This is a genomic window from Maribacter sp. ACAM166, from assembly GCF_005771495.1.
Classification (GTDB): Bacteria; Bacteroidota; Bacteroidia; order Flavobacteriales; family Flavobacteriaceae; genus Maribacter.
This window is the reverse complement of sequence record NZ_VAUW01000010.1, coordinates 35118-51194: the sequence shown is the minus strand read 5'-3', so window position 1 is coordinate 51194 and position 16077 is coordinate 35118. Positions and strand designations below refer to the sequence as shown.

Genomic DNA, 16077 nt, shown 5'->3' with positions numbered 1-16077 from the left:
ATAAAGAGATTACATGTGCAACTGCAAATGTTGGATTGTAAGCATGGAGTTGAAGAAATTTTTGACAAATGCCGTGGTAAAATAGAAAAGAAGGATGATTATACGATTTCCTATTTTTAAAGATTTGGAGTGAAGCAAACCAAATTAATCCGAGTGGATATTAAATCTTCCACCTGAAGGAAATCTGAAAATGTATGACATGATGTTAGTACATTTATTAATTCTAACTAGGGTAAGAAAGACTATTGTTTTCAATGTGTTGGCACCAATCATTTTAAGATAATTTCAAATATACTGTAACAAAAAAATTGGGTTTAGTATCCGTCAGAAAAAATAGGTTACTCATAAAACTTGCTGTAATCTTTTCTGCCGCGTTCCTTGAATCGGGATATATCAAACACAAGAAACAGTTCTAACGCTCTGGGAAGAAACATTTTTGCTTCGCTACCAAATGGCATTCTATAGTTTACGCCAAATTCAAAAGTTTCTAAGGTAATACTGGTGGCTATACCAACCTCTGAAAACGTTGCCGATTCTAAAAAACTAAAGTGTTCGTTGACTCCAAGACTTATATTCCCCAATTGCAGGTCCTGATAAAAATCTAATCTACTATTGGAACCTTGAAGGGAAACGGTATTGAAAAAATACAGATAAGAATATTCTGGAAGTTTAGACTGATTGTATTTGTTGATGTCCAATTCATACCCAAATTGACCGGATACCAGCATATTCAAGTTTACGTTGTTTTCGCTTTCCTCAGAAGATAATTTAGGCTGGTTCAAATGTTTGACGGACAGCCCAAAAAGCATATTAATATCGTTATGCATCAATACAGAAGCTCCCAAATCTAAATATCCAACATTTCGCGATGATGCAGTTGGGTCAATAGTATTTGCACTAATTTGACCTGTAAATATGTTTATTTGGTCTTGAAAGGTCAGATTGTTGAAATCGAACTTATAATTACTATAGCCCGCTGTTATCCCAGGATACAATAACCAATCATTTGGTAAGCGTAGTTTATACATGTAACTCATAGACGCAGAGGTATAATTAAACCCACTATTCTTTAAGTTATTGCTAAAAAGGTCAACCCCCAATTGAAAATTATACTCCTCAAAAAAGGTAGAGCCAAATGCATACCTATGTTGTGATTGGTTTCCTTGGTTTTGGCTCGCCAATTCTCCCAATACCCCAATTTTTGTCTTTTCTTTGAAGGCATGAAAACTTGGGTTCAAGGATACTGGAACCTTACTTAAGTTATAAATGAATTTATCTTGGGCCTTTGCACCCAAGGCTATAAAAAATAGAATGAATGTTATTTGTTGAAGTCTTTTGACCATTATCTTAATATTGTGGCTTCGCCAGTTTCGGTTATTTGTTGGTTGTCTCCTGTGGTTCCTACGAATATAAACCTGAAGGATAGGTTTTCATAGGCTTTCCCATCGGTATAGGTTCCGTCCCAGCCCCAGTTTTCGGGTAGGTCATTATAATCATGGGCAGTAGTGAAAATAAGATTTCCCCACATATCATAAACCTGGAAGGTAAAAGAGGAGATTCCTGTAAATTCTCCTTGAAAATAGTCGTTGATACCATCGTTATTTGGCGAGAATACATTTGGGAACATAACATCATACCCTGAACCAATTTGAACGGTTTGCATAATTTCCCTACTGCAGCCTTGGGCATTAAAAATCAGTAAGGTTACATCAAAAACTCCTGGAAAATCAAAATTATGCACCGTCAACATACCATCTGCTTCTGGTTCTACCGTTACTAATGGACTACCATCTCCAAAATCCCAAACAGCTTGGTCAAATTCCATTACCGAGGTATTCAAAAACCGTATATCTTCCCTGGTCAATAACAGGCCGGTGATATCGAATTCCGTGGAACTGTACTCAAAAGAGGGCTCCGTTACGGCAACGCTTAGTGGAGTGCTAAATCCACATCCCAAATTGTTTACTACGTTAAGGGTTGCATTTTTAACTGGGTCTGCAATCTGTAAAGAATAGGTATTCGGTGCTGTTTCAACAGCAGGCACCAAAGCACCTTCATAATAAAAACTCAACTCACCGTTCTGTGCATCGAATATGGTAACTGAAATATTTCCTGGCGTATCAGAGCACAAGGCATCATCATAATATGGTCCATCGACCAAACGAAGTGATTCCGTCTTGTTGATCGTTATCAATTCCTGATACCTGTACGAGGTGTTAGCGGCATCACAGCCAAGAATATTACTGGTAACCGTTAGTCGTATCCTACCCTCTGGAAGTTTATTAAGTTGGGTTACATTCTTTCCTAAAGGCGTAAATACTGGATTAGGGTCGGTGCTAGTACCGGGTTCTTCCTGTTCCCAGACTATAGAGTAGGGCCTGTTGCCCCCATCAATGTTAATTGAAATTGCACCGTCATCATCTGCCCCACAACTTACGGGAGTTATGGTTTTACTAACCGTTATAGGGTCATATGTAGGACTGAACTGGAATTCTACCTCTACTGATCCGCAGCTATTACTATCTAAAATAGTCAAGAAATAACTTCCTGTTATCGCTTCAAAACTGGTGATATCTTGGGCAATAAAATTATTAGGGCCTCTCCACTCGTATAAATAATACGTGTCATTGTTGGCATCCAGAAATGGAGTTCCTCCGGTTACCAAACCAGTATCCAAGTTAAAGGCATAACTGGTTTCACAAGCAGCTATCGTAACTGATTTTGTGCCGTTATACACTATGGGTTCTGATGGTTCTATATTAAAAGTCTGCACTGTACATTGGTTTGAATCAGTGACAGTAATTTCATGGTTATCATTCGAAAGGCCAGAAATAGTAGTCTGTAAAGTTGAGAACAGCACGGCAGTATTTCCATCCACGTTGTATTCATAAGGTGCTGTACCACCACGTACATTGAAGGTGAAACTTCTTTGGGCATTGGTGTCAAAACACTGTGCTGAATTACTTTCTACCTCGCTAGCGCTAAAAACTTGCGGTGCCGTAATGACAATAGTCTGGCGTGCAGTGCAAGGTGCATTAGGGTCGCTGTTGGTATCGGTAACCACCACTTCATAACTACCCGATTCTAAATTGGTGAGATTAGTGCTATTGGTGGCAAAACTAGTCCCGTTTTTGAACCAATTAATCTGTAGTTGTGCACTATTATCAGAATTGATTTGTATGCCAATTTCCGCATCGGTATCACCGGCGCATCTCAACTGTTGGTTTATTACCTGTACGTTGTCAATCTCCAATAGGGATTTTGAGGCGATGTTGGCTGTATATGTTGCAGAACAACCAATCTGATCGGTTACGTTTAATACATACACGCCAGGAGCCAGGTTGTCAATGTTCTGTGTGTTATAGGTGGCATTATCAGGGCCTGTCCAAACAAAATTATAAGAAGGGGTGCCTCCTGTTACGGTAGTGGTTCCATTGTTTAAACTGATGCTGCCATCGTTTTGACCGAAACAGGTTACATTTTCCACTACGACGGACGCAGCATCGAACTGCAATCCAAAAGGTAGGGTGACCGATGCTGATTCGGCAATGGTACACGTAGCTCCTTTCACGGAGACGGTATAGGTAGCCCCACCAGTAAGACCCTTATAGGTCATATTCGGATTGTTGGAAGTGCTTACGGATGTTGTTGCGTCAGGTCTGGTTAATGTAAAGGTAAATGGTGCGATACCTCCTGTACTGTTTGCGGTAAGTGCTGTGTTACAGGTATCGGCAATATCCAAGATCAATTCATCGGGTTCCGAGACCAAGAATGCTTCTGAGGTAACATCGCAAAATTGATTATAAACGGTTAAAAAGTAAACGCCTACTTTTAAATTATGGATGCTTAGGGATGAAGCTGTAAAGGAATTATCCCCGGCTTTTACCCATTCATACGTATTGGCTACTTGGTTTTCTTGTGTAATGACACTTGAAGCTCCGGCATTGGTAGTACTGTTGGTACTTGCAAAAGCAGTAAATCCTATACCGGCGATTTTTGCGGTTAATACAAGTTCATTTGCATTCGCTGATGCTAGTACAGGACTCAATCGATTCCCTGTAGCTTGATTGATTTCTAAAACCAAGGCCTGAACAATCTCGTCATTGGTCTGGTTCTGGTTCGTTCCGTTCAAAGTAACCTGATGCTCATATACAATAGTATCGATAATGATGCTATACGTACTATCAAATTCGGGTGTTCCAAAAAGAGTTACGGTATTGATCTGTTTTTGGGCCGTATTACCCCCTGTAATTCTTCCATTAGGGATGACGATGCTACCATCACTACCTTCATAGCAACTTACATTCGTAATATCATTTGCTATGATTGCATCATTATTTATAATAGGATACGGTATTACGGTCACCAAAACTGGCGCTGTATCATCGGTACAATAAACCCCGTTCAAACTACTGGTCACCACTCTTTTAAAATAGGTGGATGTCGTCAATGAAGTTGGCGGCACATAATTTGGTTGCCTGGCCCCAGCAACATCAACATAGACTTGATTGTCGGGTGATGACTGCCATTGATAAGTAAGTTGACCCGCACCAGTGGAAACGTTCACCTCAACCAGAGCATCTGGTTGGCTACCCTCGCATACCGACTGATTTCCTACAATAGCTCCAGCATCCACTTTGTTCAATGTTACCTTCACTACATTAGTTTCTACCGAACAGGTAAGATTGTTCAGAGAGGTTCGGGTTATCGTTCTCTTGTAATACATAGTCTGCGTGGGTACCGGTGGCAAGTAGGAGGCCGTAGTCACACCTGTATCATTATAAATCATACCGTCTACGGATGAATACCACTTAATACTTTGGTCACCAAATGAACTACCACCGGTAACCGTTAAAGCAGCAGGAGCAACTCCTTCGCAAACCGTTTGGTCGCTATTTAGAACCCCTGGTTCAATTTCTTCCGCTACGGCTACCATAATCACAGTACTATCCATAGTACAATCCACACCGTTAAGGGAGGAAATAGCCGTTCTTTTGAAGTAACGTGTTGGAAAATCACCTGCCTCAGGGTCGTAGGTGCTATTTTTAGCATCAATAATAACATCCCACGTCGCATTATCTTCCGAAGAGTACCATTGATAACTCAATACTCCTCTAGCCGTTCCGTCAGCACTAGATTTTAATAGTCCTGGATCTTCGCCAAAACAGATTTGTTGGTCTTCGGAAATAATACCTCCATCCACATCGTTTATAAAAATTTGAATGGTATTACTGAATCTTTCTGAATCACATTGTACGCCTTCAACGGTCGCTATATAACCTCTACGAAAATATAGATCTTCAGTAAGCGCTGAATTTGGGGAATAGGTAGCATATGTTGCCCCATCAATTATTCCGAATGCAGAGCCATCAGTAGAATCATACCATTGAAAGTCTAAAAAGGCCTCACCCTCAATAAGGCTAACATCCCCTAAGGTTGGTGGCGTTTCGCCAGTACAAAGCGTAATGTCGTCACCAATAGCATTGCCCTGCGGTACCAAGACCGTTATTGCATTACTATTTACCTCACAGGTATTTCCATTTATATTTTCGCTGTAGGTGGTACGTACGAATCTTGATGTTGCGTTAATGGCAACGGTTGGGGTATAGTCTATTCCTGTTGCACCGGCTAATGGCGTTCCACCTGAAAACCATTGATAGGATAATGTACTTCCCATTGCGGCAGAACTCTGCTGCATAGGGCTTGGAATAGTTCCCCTACAAATAACCTCCAAGCTTGGGTCTCCACTAATGATATTGGTCGTTTCAATACTGCCGCCGGTGGCATTGCCTGCATTTATAAATTCTAGCGTATTACTGGTAACAATACAAGAAACTCCATTTAGGGTAGATGTGGTAATTCTATTATAATAGATATCTTCAGTTACCGCAGGTGCGTCATATACAACATTAGTTGCTTGGCCAATATCTGAAAAATTAATATTATCATTGGATACTTGCCATTGGTAGCTTAAATCACCTGAAGCAATCAAATCAAAATTGGTTGCAAAAGCATCTGGATCGGCCTGATTACAGATTTCAAAAGGAGCAGTTGTGTTGCTAGAAAAAGTGATACGATGGTTGGCCGCATCCTCAAATCGGTTTACAAAAACAATAACAGGTTGCGTAAATACGTCACAAGTTGTTCCTTGCAAAGTAGCTGTTGCCCTTCTTCTAAAATAGGTTTGAATGTCCTCCGTAATAGGGGGTGTAAATGTAGCCTGTGTAGCATTTGCTATAGCAGACCAGGTATCACCATTTGATGAATCTTGCCACGAATAGGTAATTGCTCCGTTCGAAACCGCATCGGCCGTGCTGGTTAGCGGCGGAACATTGGCGCCTCCACAAACCGTTTGGGTCTGACCAATACTTCCTTCGGATAAAGAAAGAAGTGTCACGAAAGTAGACGAACTATTCGCCGTACAGGTGGTTTCGTTGTTAGATAAGGTTATTGCTCTCCTGAAAAAGGTAGATGCTGAAATTCCTGAGGAAAATGAAAGGGTCTCTCCCGTTTCTCCGGTAATGATTGCGTAATTAGTATCGTCTGTTGATTTGTACCACTGAAAGGTGATTCCTGTGCCTGCAGGCGTTCCATTGGTGACAGATATTGTGGTTGGCAATTGTCCTTCGCATACTGTCTGTTCTGCTGAACCGTCGCCACCATCGATAGCACCTGCAACGGTTATGGTAATTTCATTCGTGTATGCCGTACAAGTCTTACCATTCAAAAGACTGAAATCCAATCTTCTAAAATTCGAAGTAGTCTCCAATACGCCCGAAGTAAATGTAGCACCAGTTGCCCCAGAAATGGAACTCCAATTAGCACCACTATCCGTAGAGGATTCCCATTTATAGGATACAGTTCCTTCGGCTGAAGTGTTGCTTGAGCTTACTATCGTTTCAGGAATTTCTCCGGCACATACATCTTGGTTAATACCTATGACACCGGCAGTAATGGTATTTACAATAACGGTACTTTCAGTAGAAACTGCTGCACATACTTTTGCATTGTTAGAGACGATAGTCTGTCTTCTGTAGTTTGTCGTTGCTGATGGTGCAGTTGAAAAGGTAAGGCTGGCATCAGTTTCGCCCTCCATATTGGCAAAATTGCCAGATGTTTTGGATTGCCATAGGTAACTAATGTTTGATCCGGTCGTAGTTCCATTAGTAATCGTTATTGTAGATGGCGTCTCATCGCTACAGATGGTCTGGTTGGCAGATGCATCGCCACCAAGGACTTCTGCAAGTACTTGTATCGTAATTTCGTTGGTGGTTTCTGAGCAGGTAAATCCGTTGAGTTCAATAGCATCTAATCTTCTAAAGGAACTAGTTTCCTGCAAGCTTCCTGGCGCATACGCGGTTCCGGTTTGGTTGGTAACGGTCACCCAATTGGTCCCGTTAAATTGTTGCCACTGGTAGCTAATGGTACCCGTACCGCTAGCGTTAGTATCGGAATTTAAGGTATTCGCAGTTTCATTGTAACAAATGGTCTGTCCACTGGAAATACTACCTATCTGAAAATTGGTGTAGGTGATGGTGGCGACGGTGCTAATGCCTTCACAACTGGCACCGGAAACGGTAGTAACCCTTCTAAACTCAGTTACTCCTGGATTTACATTAGTACTCGCATCATATGTACTCTGGGTAGCAAATTCAATATCCTGCCAAGTGCCAGAATTATTTTTCTGCCATTGGTAGGTACCATTATTTTCCCCACTGTTGACCGTTAGCAATTGCAATTCGTTCAGGGCACAGATATTCTGATTTGTAGTGGTGCCACCAATAACCGTAGAATTTACCGTAACCGTTAGTTCATTGGTCGTTTCCGTACAGGTGTAACCATTTAATTCAATAGCATCTTTACGTCTAAAAGTAGTGGTCTGCTGTAAAGGTTCAGGCTGATAGGTAGTACCGTTTTCCCCGTCAAGAAGACCCCAATTAGCACCATCAAATTGTTCCCACTGGTAGCTAATCGTACCTGTTCCACTGGCATTTTCGGTGGAATTGAAAAGGCTTGGGGTTTCTCCGTTACAAATGGTCTGTGTACCTGCGATACTTCCTTCTGAAAAATTAGTGTAGGTGATAGTCGCTACGGTACTTACACCCTCACAATTAGCACCAGAAACGGTAGTAGCCCTTCTAAATTCGGATACTCCCAGATTTAGATTAGTACTTGCGTTATAGTTGATTCCGGTAGCGCCGGGAATGTCTTCCCAGGTTTCTGAGTTATTTTTCTGCCATTGGTAGGTGCCATTATTATTCCCGCCGTTTATGGTCAATACCTGTAAATCATTTAGCGTACAAACCTCTTGGTCAACAGCAATACCACCTGCTACGGTAGAATTTACGGTAATGGTCACCGGTAGCGTTTCTTCAAAACAGCTCAGGCCGTTGAGTACATTGGTGATTCTTCTTTTAAATTTGGTGGTTGTGGATAAAGCGTTTGGCTGATAAAAGGTTTCGTTCGCTTCACTGATAAGTTCCCAGGTACTACTATCATTTTTATACCATTGATAGGTCGCTGTTCCGCCAACAGTAACTGCCACATCAGCAGAAGTACTCAATTGAGCGGGAGTTTCGGTAGCACAAATATTCTGACCTGTTCCTTCGGTAATACTGCCCGGATAAATTTCATTTACTGTAATGGTCGCCATGGTACTGGTCAGGGTACAGGTTTCTGAATTTACCATAAAGGTAGTAATACGTCTGTACCTGTTTACCCCGTTGGAAATAGAAGCATTGCTTACGGCTAATTGTTCCGTATTAGAATTTGGAATAGGGTCCCAGAACCCACTTTCCTGTTTTTGCCATGCATAGGTTCTGCTTTGGGTAACGGTAGCTCCGGTAATATTAATGTCTTGTGCATCGGCCAAGGCACATATATTCTGATCTACACCATTTCCTTCGCTTAATGCGTTAAATGTAACGGTAGCCAAGGTGTCCCCATCGGCTAAACCATTAAGGTTATTTTGATTAGCACCTAAATCATAGTTAATAATTCCGTCTGTGGTAGTCCCTGAAATATGTTGAATCCGTACATTTTCTAAGGTCAAAATATCTACCGATGTTTCGGCCGCTACGGTTAGCGTAATTTCTAGTTTGGTTACATCACCGGCAGATTGGGCCACGGTAGCACTAGTAATATCGGTACCAGTAAACGAAGTATTGGCTGCGTTGATTTGAAAATTGGAAGGTGCCTGAATAAAAAAAGTATAGGTGCCAAATGCAAAATCAGTAGCGAAGGCTTCTGACATTACAAGGTCTCCTAAATTCAATTCAGATGTCGGCAAAGACTCCCCACAAGTGTCAAAATCTGTTTGTTGAAATGTGGTACTTACTTGAGCGTTACTGTTCCAAGTAAATAGTTGGAAAATAGCTGCCAAAAAGGCAAGCTTTAAATAATAATTGGTCATGTGTTGGCTGCCGTTTAAACATTTTAGGAGTAATACTAAACCTACTTTGTTGTGGGAAATAACTTCTTAACGGAAATAAACGTGCTCTATTGCATTTTATTGGAAATATTTTCTAAAGATTACGCTGTAGAAATGAGGGTAAAGAGGCGTGCTAAGTAAAACTTGGTTTTTGGCTGTATTTTTTGTTTCAATAAATAAATTTTTCGACCGCATTTACCAATTTTAAAATGGTACGAAATAGGCCTAGTAATCATCTGAAGATTGCAAACTCTTTTCAGAATTGGCTTCTAGTAAAGAGTTGAAATAATAATTAAAACCACTTCTATAATAGACGCTAAAATTTCAAATAGAAACTATCTAATTTCCTTTCAGTTCGCCGACAACGTGTTCTAACTTGAGTCTGGTTTATCTATTTAATGAATAGAGTTAAATATGAAATATGATTAAAGTCAACAACTGCTATAATATAGCTTCTGGTTAATTTGATGTTTTTTATCGGCGTTACTTTATCAGTAATTTGTTACGCTATTGTCTAGGTAAAGAGACTAATAGATAAAATTTTATGCGAAACAAAACTTTTGTATTCTGCAGAATGGTTGATGGTGTACATACATGAGAAAGAAGTATTTGATTTTAATACTCCTTGAGAGCTAAATCCCTACCATGATGCTCATAGTAATTTTCGGATAGGAAAGATTTTATTTTTAATTTAGTATCACACCCTTTAAAATTATCCTTTGCGCATCTTATTTAAGTTTGCTCATTTAAAGTAAAAATAATTTGAACATCATAACATATGTTTAGTCGATTGTTTCGCATCATTAATCGACCTTTTCACAACTATTTCTTTTGACTATCACAACAAAAATACGAATATAGATTTTAATTATATTGATATTTACCTTTCAAGTATTGTAATCTAATTCTTATCAAATAATGATTTATCCTACTTTGTTTTTTCAAAAGAGAACATTTTTAGTAATCATAGTTCTTATGGTATTTTATAACAGTAGGGGATTTACGGTAGAAAAATTCTTTAGAAAGGTATCTTTCTATTCAAACTTAATCTAAATGAACTACAGCAGTTTGGCTATAAGTCAAAACACTTCACTTATCGAAGTTGGTCTCAATGAAAAATTCCTTCTAGGAAGGAAGTATATCACAAAAGAATTATTTAGAAAGTTCATATTCTTTGATAGTCACTTACTGGAGATATATAAGCCTGCTTTACGATCTCTTTTGCGGAGAATAAAATTATCACAACTGTAATTGTTTTTTTGACCTAAACCTCAAATCTTTTGATCCTAGTGTTAAATCGCTTAAGCTATAAAATGAACACTACACTGCTGAACTTTAAAGTACGATTTCTGATAATGCCTTTATTTTTTTTCAATACCTAACCCTGTGCTTTACAAGCAAAAAATAATTTATTCTTTCTAGATGTATAAATTCAACGCTATCCAAAATCAACAAGAAATAAGCTCTAAAAATATAATTTTTTCTGCTTTGCAACAATTTATAACCACACAATATAGCCGCTACGCACCATCATTTTTTTTCAGGGTCAAGTCTCCTACGCAAAAAGAAATTTATCGTTATTCAATTTTATTATCTTTGGCATTTATTTTTGTTTTCTCTAACGTAGTAACGGCACAAGATGTTGATGGCGATGGTGTTACGGATAACCTTGATCTCGACAATGACAATGACGGTGTCCTTGATTACAATGAAGGGTATTGTAATACGTCTTTCGATTATATCAACAACGGATCATTTGAAGAATATACTACACCTCCTAATGGCCTTGGTCAAATAAATGAATATTGTGATTTTTGGAGTCAAGCGAACATTGCTACATCAGACTATTTATATGATGGAGTTTATTCGTACGATGGCTTTTCTCCTCCACCCGCTTATGATGGTAATGGTTTTTTAAATTCGTTAAGTCAGAAAGGAGGAGGCTATACAGAGTACATCGCAAACCAATTAGCATCTCCCTTAGTCGAGAACAGTACTTACACCATGCGCATTGCTCTTGGAGCCATGAACGAATCTTCTAATTTCGGTGGTGCCTATAACGGCGAATTTGTAGTTTATGGTTTAAAAGAAGAAATACTCTTGCCACTAAACACACCTAATACCATTTCTGCAGAGCCAAGTTTGGCACAAGAATTTCAGAACAGAGACATAGTAGAACTAGTGAGGGTAAATATTGACATTGCTATGTTCGACTGGGACGAGTTTACATTTACGTTCTCAGTTGATCAACATTATGAAAGACTTATTTTAGGCGGGGAGAATAGCCCAGTAATAGGGGCTACAACATATGCGACTCTATTGTACGACAATGTCCGACTAACAGAAGTCTGTAGCTCCATAGATACCGACATGGACGGAACTGCGGATTACCTTGATACCGATTCGGACAATGATGGTTGTGCAGATGCTTTAGAAGGATCGGGCAACTACACCCTTACCGATTTGACATCAAGCAACAACTTGTCCGATAATGATGAAGGAACCGTTGATTCCAATGGGATACCTAACAACGGAGGGAGTAGTCAAGTACAGGCTTCATCGCTAGCCATTGTTACCGCCACTGAATATGTAATTAACCAGACACCGATAGACAAACTGGTCACTTCTGGTAATTCAACGACATTTAGCATTGCTGTTAGTGCAACGAGTACGCAGTCCTTTACGGGTACCGTACCTAACACGGTTCCAGATTATACAGATATCTCCGTTATTGATGTGGGTAGTGGTATAAACTATCAGTGGTTTGTAGGAGATCCAGAATTTGATGGTGCTGCAATTTTAGCCAGCGATGCCAACTATAACGGTGAAATTACAGATACGCTTACCGTAAATGATGTTGCCGGATTAGATGGAACAGTTTACTTTGTTGTAGTGACCCATGATAATAATAAATGTTTAAATACGAAGGAAACTGGAACATTAACTGTTAACGCCGCTCCGTCGACAAACGATGTTGTTAACACGGCAGAAATACAACTTTCCGCAGGAATCACTTTGTTAGATGATCCAACTGGAACGGATATCGATGGTACCGTAGTTTCTTACAGAATAATATCATTACCTGAAAATGGATTATTAAGCTTGTCAAATGGCACTGTTGTAACAGCCAATACCGTTCTTACCAAGATTGAAGCTGACGGTCTTACCTTTGACCCTGATGGAACTACCGCTAATATTCAGAGCTTTACGTTAGCCGCCATAGATAATGACAATGCAGAAGACGCCTCCCCTGCATCATTTACCATAAACCTTAATTTGGGAGTTAACGAAAATGGGTATACTACCGGTGCTTTTGTCACCACCTGGAAAACCGATAACCTAGGAGCTTCAGATGACACCTCCATAACTATACCAACAACAGGCGCTGGTTACAACTACGATGTAGACTGGGATGGTGACGGTATTTTTGATGAATTTGGCATTACTGGTAATGCTACTCACGATTATGGTAGGGCAGGTACATATACGGTTCAAATTAAAGGTGATTTTCCTAGAATTTATTTTAATAATGATGGTGACAAGGAGAAACTATTGCGTTTAGAGCAATGGGGTGCTGGCTCTTGGAAATCCATGAGCGTAGCTTTTTATGGATGTTTAAACCTTACTATTTCAGCGGTAGATGCTCCTGACCTAAGCTTGGTAGATAGTATGTCTTTCATGTTTGCAAACGCTGCAAATTTAAACTCGAACATAGGTTTTTGGGATGTGAGTAAGGTCTCTGATATGGCAGAAATGTTTTCAGGTGCCGTTGATTTTGACCAAAATATAGGTAGTTGGGATGTTTCAAATGTAACACTTATGGAAAATATATTCTTTGAAGCTGGCTTGTCTTCAATTAATTATGATGCCTTATTAAATGGATGGAGTGCTTTAGGACTTCAAAATAGCGTATCCTTTAACGGTGGAAGTTCTATATACTGCGAAGGTGCCGAAGCCAGACAAAATATAATAGATACCTATGAATGGATGATTGTTGATGCTGGGGAATGTGACAATGACAATGATGGTGTCATAAATAGTGAAGACGAATGCCCTAACACACCAACAGGAGAACCTGTAGATGAAAATGGCTGTTCGGAAACGCAAAGGGATGCGGATGGCGATGGCATTAGCGACGACGAAGATGTTTTCCCTAACAATGCTGATGAATTTGAAGATACAGATGATGATGGTACAGGGGATAATGAAGACTTGGACGATGATAATGATGGGTATTCTGACGAGATTGAAATTACCGAAGGAACAAACGCTAAAAATGCTAATGATTTCCCATTAGATTCTGACCAAGATGGTATTCCTAATAGCATCGATACCGATGATGATAATGATGGGGTTTTAGATACTAGTGATAGTTTTCCTACTACTGTTGAACCATTTTTAATACCAGCAGAAGCTTTTACGCCAAATGGAGATGGTATAAACGATACCTGGATAGTACCTGGTATTAATAATTATCCAAATAACGTAGTTCGTGTGTATAATCGATGGGGCCATGAAGTCTTTATCGCCAATAACTATCAAAATGATTGGACTGGAAGACACAATGCAAACAGTACCCTGCTTCCTACCGGTTCCTATTTATATATAGTCAATTTGGGCAATGGTACTGATCCCTTGAAAGGTTGGATATTCATCAATTATTAATAAATAAGAAGTCAATAAAATGAAATTTATATATAAAACAGTACTAGCCCTTAGCTTTTTAACCGTTACCGGGGCATTCGCACAGCAAGATCCTAATTATACAATGTACATATATAATATGAATCTTATAAACCCTGCTTATGCAGGAGCCAATAACACCACTGACGTAGGTATAAACGTAAGAAGCCAGTGGAACAATATAAAGGGCGCACCCGAGACCCAAAGTTTTATTTTTGGAACACCAGTTGGTAAGAATATTGGCTTGGGACTATCCATTATTAGTGATAAGACATTTATAGAAAGGCAGACTTCCATCGTAGCTGATTTTTCGTATCATCTTAAATTATCATATCAGCACGATTTATATTTTGGGGTAAAGGCCGGTTTTAATTCCTACAAAGCAAATACTGATGGTCTGGTTACTTACGGTGTACAGGCAGACCCTAACCTAATGAAACTGAAAGGTAGGTTTAATCCCAATTTTGGAACAGGAGTCTATTTAAAGCACGAAGATTATTTTTTATCTCTGTCCGCACCAAAAATCTTAAGTAATAATCGATTGGAACAAGAAGATGGGATCGCACGAACAGGAACGGACCGGCAACACATATACCTTGCTGGTGGGTATAATTTTCAATTGAGAAATAGTATAGTGTTCAAACCAACGGTATTGTTCAGATATGTGGCTGCAGCACCTTTGTCTGTTGATCTTACGGGTAGATTTTCGTTCAGTGAAAATTTTGAACTCGGGGCGGCCTATCGTATCAATGAAAGTATCAGTGGTCTATTCATATTTAATGTCACTAAAGTAGTACAGATAGGATATGCCTATGAATTTGCAAATAGCAGTAACGTAAGAAATATAGCTAATGCTACCCATGAGATTATGATGAATCTTAGGCTGTAAACTATCTGAACATTTTATATTTATAACAGAATTCAGATTTATAAAAAGGAGAAAGGTAATTCTGTTTCTCGAAGTTATTATTGTGGAGCAATACGTAACAACATCTTTCGCTAATGCTGGATATAACTTTATTTTTTCAAATAATTCGAAAGTTCGTCCGCCGTATTTTTAAGAAGTCAGTCAAAGAAATAAGTACCAATAAGCACAAAAATAGTTAACGAGATGGGCGCAATGAAGCTCAATGCTCTTTTCTTTAAATATACGCTTATGGAACACTTTGGCTTTACTTAAACGACTACTATTTGTAAAACATTCGTAAGTATAGCAAAGTTTAAATAAAGGTGAGATTGAACACTATAAGTTCTGTGTAGATAGGCTAATTAGAACTTTTTAGGCCTAGATTGTAGCTTTTTACAGGCAGTTCTACTTTGTACCGCCGTATTTTACCTTTAAGAGGTTTTAAGGTTACTGCCTATTGTTCTAAAATCCGGTTATTAGTATTTGGGGTTTTTGAATTGGGTAGAGAATGCTATAATGTACCATTATAACAGTTCTAGTATTCTTCAAGTCTGTGGACTTCTCCATTTCAGAAAGTTGTGGTAATTTTGTCTGCTCTTTAATCGCTAAGTTCAATTTTTGAGCGTCTTGGTTGATTTTATTCCGCTTATTCCAATAATTTAAAATATATTTCTTTGTCTTTTTAGTAGTTTGTGTCGAAAATATTGCGAGCCCAATCCATTTAGAGTCCTCATTTCTAAGGTCGCTTTCGGAAATCAAATTTCCATTTGCTGTATCAGTTTCGCTTAACATTAGCATTTTTATTTGATGAGAATCCAGTTCTAGTCGATCAATCTGCCTTTTAATATGTTCAGCGTTTTCATAATTCGTTTTTAATTAAAATTCGTCAAATTTATTGGTTTTGTTAAATTTTGGGTAGGAGCTGTAGAAATGGTACATGGGTTTGTTTCTTTCAAAAAATCTTAAACTTATATACCAACTAATCTGATTCTTCGGACCTTGAAGAAAAACGATTGGGGTTTTTAATAAGTTCAATTAAGTGAACATAGGTTTATTT

The 16077-nt window shown here is 39.0% G+C and carries 5 protein-coding genes; 2 read left to right on the top strand and 3 right to left on the bottom strand.

Translation table 11 applies throughout. The features are described 5' to 3' along the window. Positions 1-338: 338 nt before the first annotated feature. A complete protein-coding gene (locus tag ES765_RS09170) occupies positions 339-1343 on the bottom strand; it encodes a PorP/SprF family type IX secretion system membrane protein (RefSeq protein ID WP_138113456.1) in 1005 nt (334 codons plus the stop codon). After that, positions 1343-9412 (bottom strand): gliding motility-associated C-terminal domain-containing protein, encoded by an 8070-nt coding sequence (locus tag ES765_RS09165; protein ID WP_138113454.1) that lies wholly within the window; start codon positions 9410-9412, stop codon positions 1343-1345. Before ES765_RS09165 ends, ES765_RS09170 begins: the two co-directional genes overlap by 1 nt. Before the next feature lie 1614 nt (positions 9413-11026). On the opposite strand from ES765_RS09165, the gene ES765_RS09160 reads away from it, so the two are divergent. Further along, positions 11027-14095, top strand: a complete 3069-nt coding sequence (locus ES765_RS09160) for a gliding motility-associated C-terminal domain-containing protein (RefSeq protein ID WP_171017271.1) — start codon at positions 11027-11029, stop codon at positions 14093-14095. A 19-nt stretch (positions 14096-14114) separates the two neighbouring features. Next, a complete protein-coding gene (locus tag ES765_RS09155; protein ID WP_138113450.1) occupies positions 14115-15002 on the top strand; it encodes a type IX secretion system membrane protein PorP/SprF in 888 nt (295 codons plus the stop codon). Positions 15003-15482: 480 nt separating this feature from the next. On the opposite strand, the gene ES765_RS09150 is transcribed toward ES765_RS09155, so the two are convergent. Then, complete coding sequence (locus tag ES765_RS09150) at positions 15483-15812, bottom strand: hypothetical protein (protein ID WP_138113448.1); 330 nt, start codon at positions 15810-15812, stop codon at positions 15483-15485. Positions 15813-16077: the final 265 nt, after the last annotated feature.